Annotated in this window: 15 protein-coding genes, 1 tRNA gene and 2 pseudogenes; 3 read left to right on the top strand and 15 right to left on the bottom strand. The window is 35.3% G+C overall.

The features are described 5' to 3' along the window. Positions 1 to 102: 102 nt before the first annotated feature. From RCJ93_RS03235 to RCJ93_RS03215, 5 genes and pseudogenes are all read right to left on the bottom strand, one after another. Positions 103 to 450 carry a hypothetical protein gene (locus RCJ93_RS03235; protein ID WP_066787322.1) on the bottom strand — a complete coding sequence of 116 codons (348 nt, stop codon included), beginning with the start codon at positions 448 to 450 and terminating at the stop codon, positions 103 to 105. Positions 451 to 764: 314 nt separating this feature from the next. Beyond that, positions 765 to 1,415: an alpha/beta hydrolase gene (locus RCJ93_RS03230; RefSeq protein WP_446738378.1), complete on the bottom strand. Its 651-nt coding sequence runs from the start codon at positions 1,413 to 1,415 to the stop codon at positions 765 to 767. Between the two features lie 154 nt (positions 1,416 to 1,569). Then, positions 1,570 to 2,067 (bottom strand): hypothetical protein, encoded by a 498-nt coding sequence (locus RCJ93_RS03225; RefSeq protein ID WP_150284469.1) that lies wholly within the window; start codon positions 2,065 to 2,067, stop codon positions 1,570 to 1,572. Between the two features lie 30 nt (positions 2,068 to 2,097). Further along, positions 2,098 to 3,564: pseudogene (locus RCJ93_RS03220) on the bottom strand (NAD(P)H-hydrate dehydratase); the annotation flags it as partial. A gap of 429 nt (positions 3,565 to 3,993) precedes the next feature. Next, positions 3,994 to 4,611 carry a hypothetical protein gene (locus tag RCJ93_RS03215; RefSeq protein ID WP_150284471.1) on the bottom strand — a complete coding sequence of 206 codons (618 nt, stop codon included), beginning with the start codon at positions 4,609 to 4,611 and terminating at the stop codon, positions 3,994 to 3,996. Between the two features lie 511 nt (positions 4,612 to 5,122). On the opposite strand from RCJ93_RS03215, the gene RCJ93_RS03210 reads away from it, so the two are divergent. Beyond that, positions 5,123 to 5,710 (top strand): TcaA NTF2-like domain-containing protein, encoded by a 588-nt coding sequence (locus RCJ93_RS03210; RefSeq protein ID WP_251646441.1) that lies wholly within the window; start codon positions 5,123 to 5,125, stop codon positions 5,708 to 5,710. 32 nt (positions 5,711 to 5,742) lie between these two features. Here the strand turns inward: RCJ93_RS03210 and RCJ93_RS03205 are convergent, their stop codons facing one another. From RCJ93_RS03205 to RCJ93_RS03175, 7 genes are all read right to left on the bottom strand, one after another. Then, positions 5,743 to 6,837, bottom strand: coding sequence for an ABC transporter substrate-binding protein (locus tag RCJ93_RS03205; RefSeq protein ID WP_446738377.1), 1,095 nt, complete (start codon positions 6,835 to 6,837; stop codon positions 5,743 to 5,745). A 15-nt stretch (positions 6,838 to 6,852) separates the two neighbouring features. After that, positions 6,853 to 7,626: an ABC transporter ATP-binding protein gene (locus RCJ93_RS03200; RefSeq protein ID WP_066787341.1), complete on the bottom strand. Its 774-nt coding sequence runs from the start codon at positions 7,624 to 7,626 to the stop codon at positions 6,853 to 6,855. A 4-nt stretch (positions 7,627 to 7,630) separates the two neighbouring features. Beyond that, entirely contained in the window at positions 7,631 to 8,437 is an 807-nt protein-coding gene (locus tag RCJ93_RS03195) for an ABC transporter permease (RefSeq protein ID WP_066791871.1), read from the bottom strand. A 150-nt stretch (positions 8,438 to 8,587) separates the two neighbouring features. Continuing rightward, the gene (locus RCJ93_RS03190; RefSeq protein ID WP_084246889.1) at positions 8,588 to 8,740 is read right to left on the bottom strand and encodes a YpzG family protein; all 153 of its coding nucleotides are present in this window, start codon (positions 8,738 to 8,740) and stop codon (positions 8,588 to 8,590) included. A 720-nt stretch (positions 8,741 to 9,460) separates the two neighbouring features. Beyond that, the gene (locus RCJ93_RS03185; protein ID WP_251646445.1) at positions 9,461 to 10,204 is read right to left on the bottom strand and encodes a hypothetical protein; all 744 of its coding nucleotides are present in this window, start codon (positions 10,202 to 10,204) and stop codon (positions 9,461 to 9,463) included. A 140-nt stretch (positions 10,205 to 10,344) separates the two neighbouring features. Beyond that, positions 10,345 to 10,935 (bottom strand): M15 family metallopeptidase, encoded by a 591-nt coding sequence (locus tag RCJ93_RS03180; protein WP_446738376.1) that lies wholly within the window; start codon positions 10,933 to 10,935, stop codon positions 10,345 to 10,347. A gap of 325 nt (positions 10,936 to 11,260) precedes the next feature. Beyond that, complete coding sequence (locus tag RCJ93_RS03175; RefSeq protein WP_446738375.1) at positions 11,261 to 12,247, bottom strand: NAD(P)H-dependent flavin oxidoreductase; 987 nt, start codon at positions 12,245 to 12,247, stop codon at positions 11,261 to 11,263. A gap of 248 nt (positions 12,248 to 12,495) precedes the next feature. On the opposite strand from RCJ93_RS03175, the gene cbpA reads away from it, so the two are divergent. Continuing rightward, a complete protein-coding gene (gene cbpA, locus RCJ93_RS03170) occupies positions 12,496 to 13,149 on the top strand; it encodes a cyclic di-AMP binding protein CbpA (RefSeq protein WP_446738374.1) in 654 nt (217 codons plus the stop codon). 79 nt (positions 13,150 to 13,228) lie between these two features. Next, a tRNA-Lys gene (locus tag RCJ93_RS03165) sits at positions 13,229 to 13,301 on the top strand. Positions 13,302 to 13,414: 113 nt separating this feature from the next. Here the strand turns inward: RCJ93_RS03165 and RCJ93_RS03160 are convergent. From RCJ93_RS03160 to metA, 3 genes and pseudogenes are all read right to left on the bottom strand, one after another. Beyond that, a pseudogene (locus RCJ93_RS03160) lies at positions 13,415 to 13,906 on the bottom strand (NUDIX hydrolase). Positions 13,907 to 14,098: 192 nt separating this feature from the next. Then, positions 14,099 to 16,048 (bottom strand): GTP-binding protein, encoded by a 1,950-nt coding sequence (locus RCJ93_RS03155; protein ID WP_446738373.1) that lies wholly within the window; start codon positions 16,046 to 16,048, stop codon positions 14,099 to 14,101. Positions 16,049 to 16,126: 78 nt separating this feature from the next. Then, entirely contained in the window at positions 16,127 to 17,035 is a 909-nt protein-coding gene (gene metA / locus RCJ93_RS03150; protein WP_446738372.1) for a homoserine O-acetyltransferase MetA, read from the bottom strand. Between the last annotated feature and the right edge of the window lie 42 nt (positions 17,036 to 17,077).

The raw sequence follows: 17,077 nt of genomic DNA, 5'->3' as shown, positions 1-17,077 counted from the left end.
AACATCCGCCCAATGTGTTTTCACTGAACGGATCTTCATACTCTTTCTTGGTATTAGTATAACATAAGAAAATTTTAGAAAACTTAATTTAATCCATATTTTTTAATTCATGGTGGTCTTCATCAATTTTTTATTCGGTACATTATGTTTAAAGCCAATTGTATTTAGCTGTCTGATCAATTGCGTCTCTGTCATACGTGTACTGTTTTTTTGGATATATTCAACCGGAAAACTTGAGGGATGAAATACTTTTGCACCTTCAAATAACCATTTAATTCGATAACTATCATGGAATTCCTGGATCCTTTTTCTTGCTTGGCTGGATTGGTCATCATAACCAAATTGAAATCCACAGCACTGGCAAATTTCACCAGATCCACTAAGGTTACTATCATACGGTTTCTTTGCTAAACCCATAAAACCACATACAGGGCATCTAAACTTTTTCATATTCCTCACCTCATTTTGGTTTTTTAACGTTAACCAAACTTTAACCTAAAAAATTACAAAAATCAACACGAGGTGACGTTGAGAAGTATTTTCAGATTTCCTTCCATAGGTAAAAGGTTCTTTTTACAATCATTAACTTGTACCAAAAGTATGCATTAAATTCCCTCAAATAGTTCTTATGAATATAAAACCTTTATTAACCATAAGGTAAATAGACATTAAAAAAGAAGAAAAAATTTTTTTGGTTCTTTTTTCCTCTTTTTTTAAAAGTTTTAAATTTTAATAATATTCCCTACTATCATAGTGTTTAAACGTTATTGATTTGAAGAATTCTTTTTAAAAAACTGTATCACTTCTTCTTGGATATATGGAGGTACTCCATGACCATCTTCGAATCCCTTAAAAGTTACTTCTGCATCATAGCTTAAGAAGAAGCCTTTGCTTTCTTCCCCCCATTGATATGGAAGAACGTAATCCATAGTGCCATGTGCAATATAAATTGGAAGGCTTTCAACGGATTGCTTTTTATAATCTGTCTTTACAAAGTCTGGAATATACCCACTTAATGCTACAACTCCCGCTAGTTTTTGATTTCCCATTACAAATGCTAAAGAATTGGCAAGCACGGCACCTTGGCTAAAGCCCAAAATATACAGCTCTTTTAAGTTAAGCGGGAACTCAGTAGCTGCTTCTTCTATAAATTTTGCAATATGGATAACAACTTGATCAAATACATGGCGATCCGGTTTTCCGAATTCTTTGTCATGATAGAAAGCATATCCTGGTTCTTGAAGGATTGGACCCTGCAAGCTAAATATAAAGTAATTTTCTTTTAATTCTTGCACTAGCTGTGGCAAGTCTTCTTCATTGCTTCCCATTCCGTGCAGTAAAAATATTGCAGGATATTTCTTTCCTTCTACGATAGTTGTTGGAGCAGAATAAATAAATGTAAATGGTGATTTCATAATCATCTTCCTTTCAAGGATTATCTACTACTATCATAGCATAATTTTTATATTCGACTTTTGACTATATCCTAATAGAATTTCTATAGATTTCACCAGATATCTTTTGAAACGCGTATACGGAAGTAAAAATAGCGTGACTATGTTTGCCACGCTACTCATTGTTCGCTTTATATTCTTTTTCCTCTATCTCTAGCTGCCATTCGTTTTTGCGGCCAACAAAACCTAGACAAAATGAAATGAGATGAACTAGCAAAAAGGAATTTTCATTAAAATACCAATTCACTGTAAAATAATTAAAATAGCTTTGATGTTTCAAAACAGACATTATGGTTTTCCCTTTTTTTTCAAATCCATTGATTGTCTCTTGAATTGTCTGATATTCACCTGTAATGCCAATAACCAAAATAATGATTATAGCAATGAGTAATATCCCCGGTCTTCGCAACGGTCTAATAGCAAAGTACTTTCTTCCGACTGTCCAGGTTATAAATAAACTTAATAACAAAAAAGGAATTAATAATACTATTGGTACAACAGCTGTATTGGCATGGTTGATTGACTGCGTAGGCTTTCCTGTGAAGAAAAACTCGATCGCAAGACAGCCAAAAAACGAGATGGCCAGTGAAATATACCAGGCTAGATTGCGCACTGCCATCTTCCTTTCTAATCTTTATATTTTTTATCGCATATCATTTAGAATTTCAGGAATCCCTTCTATTATAGCATTTGGAGTTACACTGTAATGGGATAATTTCTCTGCTTTCACTTCCGCAGCTCTAGCATGTAAAAATGTAGCGCATACTAACGCTTGTTCAGGGCTTGCATGTTGACATATAAAGGACAGAATAAGGCCGGTTAATACATCACCGCTTCCTCCCCGTGCTAGCGCATCATGTCCATGGGGATTTACCCATGTATTACCATCTGGAACTTCAACAATAGAGCGATGACCTTTCAATAATACGTATACACCATGCTCTTTTGCAAATTGCTTTGCTACCCCTAATCTATTACTTTCAATTTCTTCGACACTACACTCTAAAAGCGCCGCCATTTCACCCGGATGGGGTGTAATAATAACAGGACCCTTGTATTCCTTCACTAAATGGAGATAATCCTTAAGATAGAATAGGCCATCCGCGTCTATAATAATAGGCTGATCATGGCATTTACTAAATAAGATCTCCAATATTTTTCCACCATGTTTAAAACGACTTAGTCCAGGGCCAATAGCAATTGCCTTATATGTAGAAAATGAAATATCAGAAAGCGATGCTGGAGATATGTGGTCATCTTTATTTGAAAGCTTTATATATAATGCTTCTGGCAACTGAGATGCTGAGATTGTATAATTTTCTTCCGGCACAGCTAATGTCACAAGCCCAATTCCTGAGTGAAATGCAGCTTTGGCGGAATAAATAGGCGCCCCTACATATGAACTAGAGCCCCCTATCACAATACCATGGCCAAATGTTCCTTTGTGACTGTTAGATGGTCTTTTTGGCAATTGTGCATAGACATCTCCGTTTGTAATTAGCCTTGGCAGAGATTGAGTGGATTTTTCTGCAAGCTGATAAGGTACTGAGATATCTGCAATTTCCCATTCACCAATATACATTGGTCCGTCTTGCAAGAAGAATCCTTTTTTTGGCATCACAAAAGTAACAGTACGATCAGCCTTGATGGCCATTTCTGTAACTAGTCCGGTATCAGCCTCCAAGCCTGAAGGAATATCTACCGCTAAAACATAAGCAGTAGACTCATTTACCATTTCAATGACTGAACGAAATGGGTCTTTAATTATGCCCTGCATCCCTGAACCTATCATTGCATCTATAATAATAGTAGCACAGTTTATTTTTGTCTGAAGCTTATCCTTATCCATTGTTGCCATTGTTGAATAGGGAAGACCTCTATTTTTATAGACTAAAAAGTGGGTAAGTGCATCTCCTTTTAACGTCTCCTCTTTAGGCAGAAGGCACAATTCCACATTATATCCATGATCACATAACTTTCTGGCAGCTACAAATCCATCGCCGCCGTTGTTACCGTTACCTGCTAACACAAGAATGCGTGCGTCTAGGTCATGGTACGATGACAAAACTGCAGACACGATAGCAGAACCTGCATTCTCCATTAATACAGCACCTGGAAGCCCGACCTATTCTATTGTAAATTGGTCAAGTGCAGCTAAATCTTGCCGACCGCCTATGTACATGATAATCACTTCTTCCCTTTTTTGTATATGTACTATGTATATGTACTTTATATATTATAATAAGAAAATCTTAATGTTGCCAATGCACTTATCAGAATATTTAAACCTCTATACTCTTTTCATTCATTTGAAGAAAGAAGTCAAAAAACCAATTAACACTAGCTACATTTTATCTAAACATTCTATATCTACTCAATAGATATCTATACTTTAATTAGCCCTATAGCTATTATACCTAAATTTTAATCTTTCGCCTACTTAGTTTAGGGACTAAAGACCTTATATATTTTACTTTATGATTCTAAAACAAAATAAAGAGGAAGTTAAAAACTTCCTCTATATTCAAATTCCTATTTTTTAGCTATTCTTTTTTATATTTTTAAGTAATCCTCCATCATCCTTATAAGTAATTTGAGCAATCTTACCTTCTTCAGGTAAAGTAGCAATCCCTTTAATCTGATACTTCTTTATTGCATGATCACCCTTCTTATAGTTAACACTCACAACAAAATGATAGTTGTGATTTTTATCCGTTTTTTCTATCTCCATATCTTTAACATTTATTTTTATATCCTTAGATTTCAGCGTATAGTTAAATGCTGATGTTACAAAAAAAGAGGAGAATCCAGTTTTTGTGAAGTATGGCTTGTATAATCCCTCAACATAATTATGCAGTTCACTACCGTATGAAGCTTTCAGCATTTTCTTTCCTTCTATTATTGTAAAGTTTTCAGGATTATGAAGGATTTTATTATACTCCTGCTTAGGGCTTGTAAATTCTGTTTTTAATACATGCTTTATTGATTGTACATTTTTATCGACGATGTTCTCATTTTCTTCTACCATAACTCCCGCTTGTACTTTTTTTCCTTCTATCAATTTAGCGCTCGAACATCCTGCTGCTATTGATCCTACAATGGCAATCCCAAAACACATACCCATTAAACGTAAGTAACTCAAAGATTTTCTAATCATCATACATCACCTTTCTTTTTTTAAAATGTACCTATGAAGAAGACTTCTAAATCTGTAGTCTATTATGCTTTTTTTGTTTGCTATACATCTTACGTAGCGGTAAAAGCATTTAGCATTACAGGAATTTTAAAAATCAGGCTATGCTGACATCTAAATGTAATAAATAAGATCCTTTTTTAATTCATAATTTGTATGTTTTAGTTGAACAAAGCAATATGTATAGGAAGACTTAGATATTAAATTAACCATAAACCAAATTTCCTGTTCGCATTTTCTTGCATATATTAAAGTGAATTAACAATTTAGCAAGCATAGACGGACGACCTTCAATAGTACCCCCATTTATTCTTTTTTAATCATTTAGACTGAATTGTAACCAATAAAGATAGAAAGAACCTCATGTCATAAAATGAAAGCTTCAACACTTTTAGACCATTTCATACTACAGTGTTATTGCAGTATAAAATAGGGTATGATAATAGAAATAATTGTTGAAAGAAGGACCAATAAAATGAAGAAATGGCCAGTGTTATGTTCGCTATTTTTAGCTGCTTCAGTTCTTACAGCTTGTGGTAACGATGCGAATCAAAAAAGTCAGGATCAAAAAGAAGATGCTTTCTTAACGGAAAAATCGAAGGATGCTATATCTAAAGCTGATAAGCACCAAACTAAAGATATAATTGAAACCAAAGTAACAGGTCAAAAAATGTCAAAAGCAGAACAAGAAAAATTAACTCAGTTTATTTCTGACTATCCTGTTATGCGTTCCGAAGCTATTGCCTCAGGCAACTTTGAACCGCTTGCAAACGAAGCAATCATGCATGACACAAAGTTATATGAAAATTTATCAAACCAAATTCCAAAAAAACATAAGCAAGGCGATCAAGAGGAAGTCAATAAACTAGAGATTGTTTCTATTGACCGTAAAAGTGATACGGATTTTGTTGTGAAAACCAAAGAATATATTAACGAAACGAAAAATGGAAATAAATCTCTAAATGCCTATGACAGAACATATTCTGTATATTACGATTATGTGGATGGCGATGAAAATAACAGCTTTTTCAAAATTTCCGATATAAAAGAAACTAAATTTTAAAAGGAGTAAGCATTTGCTTACTCCTTTTTTTATTACTTATAACTCCCTATTATCTTTACTGCTTCTTCTGTTAGTGAAGTATCAATTGCCTTATCAAATTCAAATGTTCCCTTTGTTGCCCCATTTTCTTTATACATATTATATTGATTCTGAATATCCTCCATACGCATTTCACCATTCGGATCTAATCCCGTTACATTTACCTTATCCCATATGGCTGGATCTTTTAGAGCTGTATATTTTGTCATAATACTGACAATCTCCGCTTTTCCTTTTCCTTTCGTAAAGGCATCATTATAATCACGGACACCTTTTAGATAAGCAAGCATAAAGCGAAGTGACACCTCACGGTCTGTGCTCACGAATTTCGGTGAAGCCAAAACTAAAGCAATCTGCGAATCTGGAGCAAAATCAGTTGCATCCTTAAAACGATGGATAATCCCTTTTTCAACACCTTGTGCAATCAGGGGCTCTATGCTAAGTGCAGCGTCAATAGAACCGTTTTGTAACGCTCCTAGCATACTACCAAAGTCAGACATAACAACTGTTTCTACATCTTTCTCAGTAAGTCCCGCATGGCGAAGCATTAATTCATAGATATAACCATCAATTGAGTTTCTAGAAGAAATCGCAATTTTTTTACCTTTCATATCTGTATAATCCTTAATTACATTTTTCATTTTATCGCTTACAACGAATGTAAAATAGGATTTACCTGGCATATTATGCCCCTTATCCCCTACTATTTTTACATCAATTCCTTGAGCAATTGCATTAAAGAATGATGCTGTAGAAATGCCGCCCGCCATTTCAACTTCTCCAGCAGCAAGTGCTGGCAACATATCATCACTATTTGCAAATTGAGCAAATTCTACCTCTATATTGTAATCTTTGAAATACCCTTTTTCATTGGCAATATAAAATCCTGCACCAGATGCCGCTCCATCTTCAGCAATTTTTACTTTCACCTTTTTCTTTAACGGTGCAAGATCGCCTGATGGATTTTCTTTACTCACAGTATTATCTACTGGTTTTTTTGTATCACTTCCCTTTTCTGTGCAACCTGCAATCAATATTGCTAGAAGTAGAAGTGGTAGTACCAGCCCTCTTTTAAGCCATTTCTTCAATTTATTCCCTCCATCCTAGCTTCTAGACTTTTGAACTTCCTCATGCAGATGGTTTAATATCTCTATAAAATGTTCTGCAGTTTTTTGATTTGCGCGCATCTGTTCCATCTTCCTCGGTCTCGGGCTATCATTTTTTATTTCTTTTATTATCTTACCGGGTTGTGCACTCATTAATAGAATTCTGTCACTCAGCAGGAGCGCTTCATCTATACTATGTGTAATAAAAATAACTGTCTTCTTTGTCTCTTCCCAAATCGAAAGTAATTCTTCCTGTAAGATGAATTTATTCTGTTCATCAAGAGCCGCGAAGGGTTCATCCATTAGTAAAATTTCCGGATCATTGGCAAAGGCTCGAGCAATACTAACTCTTTGCTTCATACCACCAGACAGTTCTTTTGGATAGAGCTTTTTAAACTGATCAAGGCCCACTTTTTGCAAATAATAATCTGTTCGTTCTTTTACTTGCTGTATGGGCAGATGCCGCATTTTTAAACCAAAGGAAACATTCTCTTCTACTGTCAGCCATGGGATAATACCTCTTTCTTGAAAAACCATTGATTGAAGAGGACGATCTTTCTTATCTTGTTTAATTTCAATTTTCCCCGCGCTTAATGTTTCCAAATCTGCCAGTATTCGAAGCAAAGTTGTTTTCCCACAACCGCTTGGCCCTACAATACAGACAAACTCTCCTTCTGTGATATTCATCGATACCTCATCTAAAGCTGTAACACTTGCATTTTTTTTATAAAATACTTTAGTTAAATTCTCAATAGAAATTTTGGTGTCCACTTACTCACCTCCAAGGTAATATCTTCTTTTGGATAAAACGAAGCAGCAAAGAAAATAAATAGCCAAAAAATGAGATGAGAATAAGCCCTACAAACATTTCCTGTAGCATAAATGCTTTGTAAGAAGTCCATATCAAATAGCCTATGCCAGATGTGGCACCCATCATTTCAGCTGCTACGATTGTTAATAACGCAATTGCCTGCCCCATCTGAATACCTTCCATCATAACCGGGAGCGATCCAGGAAGCGCAATCTTAAAGAAGAAGTCCTTAGAGCTCGCGCCATAATTTTTTGCAACATCTAAGTAAATGGAGTCAATGTTTATAACTCCTGCAGTCGTGTTGATTACTACTGGGAAGAATACACTACCTGCAATCGTCACCACTTTGGAGAAATCGCCAATTCCAAAAAGAATAATAATAATTGGCAAAAGCGCCAATGTTGGTATTGGCATCAACGCCATGACAATTGGTGATATAAAATGTCGAATGGGAGAGTATAGGCCCATTAATAAGCCAATGACAATACCTGGTATTGCCCCGAGTAAGAAACCACAGAATATCCTGTAGAGAGAAACCCACATATGGTGAAATAATTCACCGCTATAAATCATAGAAAAAAGAGTTCCAATAATCTTAGTTGGAGGCGGAAAAAATCGAACATCAATTAAATTGGTTCGGGAAAGGCATTCCCACACCAACAAGAGAATAATTGGTGAAGCAATCGTAAGCATCTGCTTCATGCGTTCTTTTAACCGTCTCTTCTTCCATTCTTGTTGTTCAACTTCAACCGCTTTATGAGAAATTTTCATATTTTCTCCTGGTCTCATCCTTCACCACCTCTTCACTTAAAGGATATGTCACTATTTAAAAAAGTGTGTCGCTAGCCTATAAAAAGAAAAAACATGATCAGCATAAACTGATCATGTTTTTTGGTGGTGATTGCACAATATCTACATGGATTAAAAATGTCTTGCCTTTGCAAGGGTTCTCAAAATTCGATTAGACAAGGTTACTTCTGTCTGACCGTTAACTTGAGATTTTTGATGTTTAATCCTACTCCAGAGCTGATGAACTTTTTGAGATTTTGGATCAAGCTGTTGTTGTTTACTCATTATGTTCTTCCTCCCGACATGTAGTTTTAAAATTGTGAATCCTAGATAGTATTGATAACTCTCATGATTTTATTCAAAAAAGTACATAAAAAAGCCCGGGAAATAAATTCCCCGAGCTTGATTTCACTTATCCTCTTCGGCGATTAAATTATGCAAGCTTCATTTTTGACCTTTTAATCTAGCCCACAGTAGCTGAACTTCCGCAAACAGTGGAACAATCGTTCTACATGCTCATCGGACTTCACTCTCCTGATCATATGGTTTACGATGATTAAAAATAACTGATAAGTCTACACCACGAGTCTTCACTCCGTTTCAACTTGATCATTACTATTTAATCTGGTCTAGAGATTTTGAATTCTTGTTTGTTAGCGCTTTTTTGGCGGCATACTCATGGAATTCTTCCTCCTCATCATCGAAATGACGATTAAATGGTTAAAGAATCGCTATGTTGCCCAAGACTACTCCACGGGTCTTCACTCCGTTTCCTTTCTTTGGCATGGTACATTTTAATCTGCGGTCGAGCTTTACTACTCACCTGGACTTGGTTCACCCATTGGTTAACCCCTCCTACCAGAAAAGGATTTATAAGTGAAATCATTAATAGTATACCTTCTGTACATTTTTTTAAACCAATTATTTAATTTTATTTCGAAAAAATTTATTCTATCTATGGTTAAATTATTTATTCAAATAGGATTTTTAAGGTTATTTTAATCATTAAATAACCTTTTGTGCTTCTTCATATCTCGTAACAAGTACTTGCTTTTGATGATCTTGGCGTTTTATTAGAATACTTATCATTTGATACCATTGATTACATGCTTTAAAAGCATCTTTATATTCGTCTGAATCAGGGTCAACAGGTTCTTCACTTTCAAAAAAGATAAATTCAAAAATAGGATGTGCTAGGTTGTCCAATACTAATTTTAGGCTTACTTTCGAAATGCCATCTTCTATATCATCTTGCTCTTCTTCACTAAATTCTTCATCATTTAAATCATCGTCTTCTTTCTGGGTATCGAAAACTTCGATATGATCTACGTTCTTCAATAAAGAGCCCCCAAGTATTCCGCCTCTTGCTATAAAAGCAAGTTGGTTCCCATCTTCTTCAATCGCGGCTTCATACACTTCAGGAAATAGATATTCTTTCACATCAAAAGATTCCCCCGTATCCTTTCTTATGGCAGTGAAAAGGGTTTGGGAAGCCTCATCTATAAATAATGCTTGCAGATAATCATCTGATATCGTTTTATGTGTAAAAGGAAGATGTTGTAATAAATCCTCTACTTCCTGTTCTAATTCGGCAGTTCTTTCTTTTTCAGATTGATTTATCATATAAATTCCTAATCTAAATAATAACAATGAACCAATTAAACATAGAAATTTCGCTTCAAGTGTAGGAACAATGAAAGTGAAAACAAAAGCGGCAATACTGGTTAGAAATAGTAGTATAAATTTCATATGCTGACCCCTTTTTATTTTATTAAGCAAAGGTTGTCTATTGCTTACACATTATTCCTATGCACTGTTCCTATTCAATATGTCGAATGTATAAAAAATATGCTATTAATGTTCATTGCTCTCTTCCCGAGAAAGGTTGCTTACTTTTTTCCTTTTTCTACTGTTTTTACCCGGTACCCTTCTTTTAGCTGTTCAATACTTATACCAAATGTCATCTGAAAATGTGGATCATCTTTAAAGCTCGGCCAATCACCGCCCCATTCCAAGCCTAATTTTTTTCCAAGATCAGCTACTTCGTACCAATCTGCTTTGCCGTTTTGGTTACCGTCATATTGCGTATTCCATATAATATTGCCAGAATGATCAACCAACGCAAAATCAAATGCAAGTCCATAATTATGGTATGACTCCCCGGCTTTTGTATAAGTAACAATTCGCCCTGGTCTAGAGCGTCCTTGTTGATAGATTTGATCTTGCTTTGCAAATGATCGAATTCCTTCTGTGATAACTATATCGATTTTCTTTTTTGCTGCCTGATTAATTAATGTATTTTTCTTTTCTTCTACAATTGGGTTTAGTTCCGTTGGAAGGGGCGCATTCTTCCCTAAATAAGTGTATGATTTTTCTTCCTGATGAATTGATGTGAAAAGCTTGGGATAAAAAATTAAAATAAGCAAACTAATAATAATCATAATGGGCAATAGAAGAAGTGCATAGTAGTATGCCTTCAATTTTATCGACTCTCCTTTGAATTTGAAATAGCTGTGTCCTTTTACTCTTATGTTATATGTAAATAGGAAGTTTAGTAAAAATTTCATTTACTTTTTCACGTCTATTCTTATCATTTTTTTAGGTTATATACGGTTTTGTTGGATTTTGCTCTTTAGTGCTTTGTTTTGTTTTTATTATATATACTAGCGAGGTATATAAAATTAATAAAAATATAGTAAATTCGTTTTTTTAAACCTTAATTAATATTATGTAAACTAATAATTATTAAAAAGAACAAAAAAAGAAGCTTTTTATGTCTTTTTGACATAAAAGCTTCTCTCACTATTAAGCTTCGTTTATCTTTACCAGTTGCTTTTTAACTATTTTTTTTATGCTTGTTTGATATTCATCTATTAATTGAGCAACTAGCTCTGAAACTGGCAAAATTTCTTTTATGCTTCCAACTCCCTGGCCCGCACTCCAAATATCCTTCCAGGCTTTTGCCTCATCAGCTTTGTGTACAATCTCTAGTTGTTGAGGCTTTTGTAAATCAGTTGGTTCTAACCCAGCATTGACAATACTCTGTACAATAAAGTTTGCATTTACCCCACTAATTTTATCCGTGTAAATGATATCACTGGCGCTTGCTTCAACAGTCATTTCTTTATATTTTCCGCTTGCCATCGATTCAGCAGTAGCAATTAGCCTTGTCCCCATATAAGCAAAATCAGCACCTATCACTTGAGCAGCAAGTATATCTTCACCACATGATATAGATCCCGCTAAAATAATAATGCCGTTAAAGAATTTTTTCACTTCATGCACGAAGGCCATAGGATGTAATGTACCTCCGTGACCACCTGCTCCAGCACATACTAATATAAGTCCGTCAACTCCTGCTTCCATTGCCTTTTTCGCATGTTCTATGCTGATGACATCCGAAAAAACAAGTCCTCCATACTCATGTACGGTGGTTGCAATATCTGTTGGTTTTCCCAAAGATGTAATAACCAGCGGAGGCTGATATTTTTTTACCAGTTCCACATCTTCGTGATAACGTGTATTTGTATGATGTACAATCAAATTGACTCCCCACGGTGCAACAAGACTTCCTTTGTTTTCTGCATCCTCTAACTGGGAAGTGATTTCTTTCATCCACTTCTCTAGCTCTTCATTCGTTCTTGCATTTAATAAAGGAAAAGTGGTCGCTATACCCGATTTGCATCCTTCAACAACTAACTCAATTCCAGACACTAAAAACATAGGTGCAGCAATGACAGGCAATTCCATAGAATTTAGGCGTTCCTTTACACTATTATGATTATACGACATTTTACTTAATAGCCTCCTTTATCCAATTTTACTCTACTATAATATTACACAATTCTGAATTTTTGTACAGAAAACTATTTAATTATCATAATGAGGATTGTAAAACCAATTATAAGGGAATAGTTTAAAAAGCACATGCATATGATAGCGAGTATGCTTTTAAAAGAGGTTAATTACTCTCTAGGCTTATTAGCCGTGATGCTTCTTTTACAAATAAAAATGTTTAAACAGAATTTGGAGGTCATACAATGATTGTCAAACAAAAATATGTAAATAAGCATGATGTTATTTTTTGCAAGGAAAGTGATTCAATTTCATCTGTGTTAAAAAAGCTTTACTCCTCGGGTTATCGTTGCATTCCAATTTTAGATGATAAAGAAGAAAAGTTTGTTGGTAATGCCTTTAAGGTCGCAATTTTAGAGTATAAGTTAGAACATGGTAATAATGAAGATATTCCTATCCGTGATTTAGCGGCGGATCCTGATGGTACTATCGGAATGGAAAGCTCATTTTATGAAGTGTTTTTTACAATCAAGCGATTACCATATTTAACGGTACTAGATGAAAACGATAATTTTGCTGGTATTCTTACACATTCTCGTGTCTTTGAACTATTAGAAGAAGCATGGGGGTATAAGACAGGAAGCTGTGCGTTAACGATTGCTTTGCCAGATCAAGAAGGTATCCTTGCAAAAACCTTATCAGTGATCCGCAAAAAATGGCCTGTCCATTGCGTGTTCTCTATTGATGATGATGATTGGTACTTAAGGAGAGTTATCGTGACACTCGCCAAAGGAGCAACAGATCAAACAGTCAAGGAAATTGAGGGGATATTGCATAAAGCTGGTGCCCGCCTTGTAGATGTTGAGGTATTTAAAAAAGATAAGATTGAGCATCACTAGTACAGTATCAATATAACCAAGTTTGCCTCTTGACTTTATAAGAATTCGGCGTTACACTATATATGTCATTAAGGCAAACGGGCGTATGGCGCAATTGGCAGCGCACCTGACTCTTAATCAGGGGGTTGTGGGTTCGACTCCCACTACGCCCATAAAAATTTTCATGATATCTAAACTGTAGATAGACACTAGTTTGTGTTTGTCTGCAGTCTTTTTTTTATGAATGAATGAATTATTACTTATTACCTTCCTAATAGAATTTCTTCTATTGTATAGATGTAGCATGATCTAATATTTCTTGAAAAAGAATATTCCATTCGCTATGATACGCTGAAACCTCCTCAGGATTTATAAATATTCGTTGTGTAGATTCATACTTTCCTTCAAACGGAAGTAGACGTGTTATTTCCATTTTGTAAAATACCTGAAATCCTATTTGGGGATATGGGCTGTCATCTGTCCATGCAGGATTTTCACTATGGTCAACAATAATTTATCCTAACAAAGTGCACTCCCCTTCAATATAAGCTTCTTCCCTCGCCTCCCGCTTAAAGCATTCCTCTGGTGTTTCACCAACTTCAATATGTCCACCAGGAATATCCCATCCTCTATGTTTTAAATCAACCAACAAAAAATTATCATCGTAAAAACATAAACCATGTACACTTGTTATTTCATTAATTAGGGGAAGTAAGTAGTCTTTTTTCCAAGTTAATTTAACTCTAGATTCTCCCCATTCTACATAGGTAGTTGTCATATTTCACCTCCCAAAAACAAATTTAATTAACGCCTTTAAAATATACTGAATATTATAATTTTATATTATATACTATTATAAAAAGAATAATGTATTTTTAATTTTGAAAAAAACAAGGAAACCTTAGCTAAGGTTTCCTTTTCAATTAAAACTTTGTGTTTTACTTTAATCTGCGCTTGACGATTTGATTGATCATTTTTTCAAGCAATGCATGTTTTGCTCTGCTTCTTCCCAAGGAACAGCATACCCCTTGCCTCTCGCGCAAAAAATGCTGGATGATGAATATTCCGGATCAGCGTCTTTTCGATAATTAATTCTTTCAATGGTGTCTTCAGGATTATGACATTGATCAAACCCGCAAAAATTCAATGTTATTGCACCTTTGCCATTTGTATATGCAGCAAATACAGTACTATACTCCATAAAGGTAGAGACAGGTACTTTTCCTTCCAAAATAGCTTGATTGCCATTCATAATCGGCGCTTCAAAAGTACCGCTTGCCTGCTGAACATCTGTCATCATTCGTCCGATATGAACTTGGTCCGCCTTCATTTTAAAGTAATAGTATGGTTCTAATAATTGGATACTCGCTTTTTCGAGTCCCTGCCGTATTGCACGAAAAGTGGCCTCACGAAAATCCCCACCCTCTGTATGTTTTTCATGTGCACGGCCCGTCAGTAATGTAAATTTGACATCTGTTAGAGGGAAGCCTGTTAAAAGTCCATTATGCGGCCTCTCAAAAATATGGTGTTCGATTAAACGCTGATGCCCGGTAGATAAATCATCATCATGACATCTATTTTCAAATAATATGCCTGCACCTCTTTCGGCTGCCTCCATCAGAAGATGTACTTCTGCATAATGTTTTAACGGCTCAAAATGGCCGTACCCAGTTACAGTATTACTGATGGTTTCCATGTATAAAACTTGGGGGCTTTCAAAATGGATATCGAGAGAAAAACGCTGTTTTGCTACTTCTTTCAGTACTTCAAGTTGAATAGCTCCCATGACATGAACACGGATTTCTTGAAATCTCTCTATCCATCTCACTTCTAAAGAAGGATCTTCTGCTTCTAATAATCTAAAGCATGCTAATACGTCCTTAATATGATCAGTCCCATCATTCACAACAGTAGATTGCAATGTTGGTATGAGTTCAAAAGGTATTTGTGCCATGCTCTTTGTTCCAACGACATCTCCAATATTTGCATTTAAAATGCCAGTCACTGCAAATATTTCTCCTGCTTGCACTTCTTTAACTACCTTATAATCATTCCCATTGTAAAGCCTAATTTCGGTTACTTTTTCAGGAGTTCCACCTAGTTCTAGTACATCTCGAACCGTTAACTTTCCTGCTTGTGCTTTCATAAATGTAATTCTTTGCTTTTTATCATCATGGCGGATTTTAAACACATTCGCTGAAAATGACAGTGCCTCATCATAGCTGGTTCTCGCTAAAAGCATAATTTGCTCAAAGAATTCGGTAATCCCTTCATCTTTTAAGGCAGAGCCAAATGCACAGGGAAAAGCCTTTCCTTCTATCATCATCTTTTGAAAAGCTTTCTTTACATCCCCTTCAAGTAGAGATTGGTTGAAATAATTTTCAAGTATTTCTTCATCTCTCTCTGCTATCCATTCAATCAGTTGATCTGATACTCTACCATTTGTAAATTCGTTTGTTATTGGAACAATGTTCTTTGACAAGTTTTGCCGCAACTCATGTAAAAGTGCCTCGCCATTTGCAGTATCTGCATCCATTTTATTAATAAAAATAAAGGTGGGGACGTCATGTTTTCTAAGTAAAGACCAAACTGTTTCTGTATGTCCCTGTACACCATCTAAAGCGCTAACAACAAGTATGGCATAATCCATTACAGCAATTGCTCTCTCCATTTCTGGAGAAAAATCGACGTGCCCTGGCGTATCGATAATGGTATATGTATCGTCTCCCATTTCAAGCCTTCCTTGTTCTGCAAAAATCGTAATGCCCCGTTCTCTTTCAATGGCATGATGGTCTAGAAAAGCATTTTGGTGGTCCACCCGACCTCGTTCTTTTATGCTATTAAATTGATATAATAAATTTTCGGATAAGGTGGTTTTTCCAGCATCCACATGCGCTAAAATACCAATAGTCACAAACACATATAATCCTCTTTTCTTGTATCTTCTTTCGTCTATTATAACAAATAGAAAGATAAGCAATAGAGAATGAGAGTTAACCTATGCCCATTCATAAGGTGTTTCTTGATAAACATAGTAGTTAAGCCAGTTTGAGAACAAAAGATGTGTATGCGAACGCCAAGTATTTAACGGCTGATTATTAGGGTTATCGTCTGGATAGTAATTACTCGGTATAGCTATGTCATTACCCCTAGCCAAATCGCGTTTGAATTCATCACTTAAAGTTTCAGCATCATATTCTAAATGACCTGTTACCATAATCATTTTTTCATCGTTTGATATAGCAATAAACAAACCTGCTTGTTCTGATTTAGAGAGTACAGATAAATCAGGATGTTCTTCCACTGCGTGAACCGAAACAGAAGTATGGCGTGAATGTGGTGCTACAAACACATCATTAAATCCTCGTATTAGTTTGGCTGTTGACTCCTGAACAGTATGCTGGAAAACACCAAAACATTTTTGATCTAATGTGTATTTTTCAACTCCATAATGATAATAAAGCGCTGCTTGCGCTCCCCAGCATATATGAAGTGTAGTCGTGACATTAGGTTTGGACCATTCAAGAATTTCTTTCATCTCTTCCCAGTAATCCACCTCTTCAAAGGCCAACGTCTCAACTGGAGCACCTGTAATAATTAATCCGTCAAAACGAAACTCTTTTACTTCATTAAATGTTTTATAGAATGTATCTAAATGGGATTTGCTAACATTTTTAGAGATATGCGTAGCGGTATGTAAAAATGTAACAGTAACCTGTAATGGTGTATTGCCTAAAAGTCGAAGCAGCTGCATTTCAGTTTTTTCTTTCTCTGGCATTAGGTTTAAAATAGCAATGTTTAGAGGCCGGATATCTTGTTGATTTGATCTACTTTCGTCCATGACGAAAATTTTCTCTTTTTTTAATAAATCTGTTGCCGGCAAATCTTTCGGAATATTAATTGGCATCAAATAACCCCCTTTTCTTTATAAAACAAAAACCCCTTTTCC

The organism is Rummeliibacillus sp. BSL5 (genome assembly GCF_052928305.1).
Note: the sequence above shows the minus strand (reverse complement) of the source record. Positions and strands in the feature narration are given on the sequence as shown.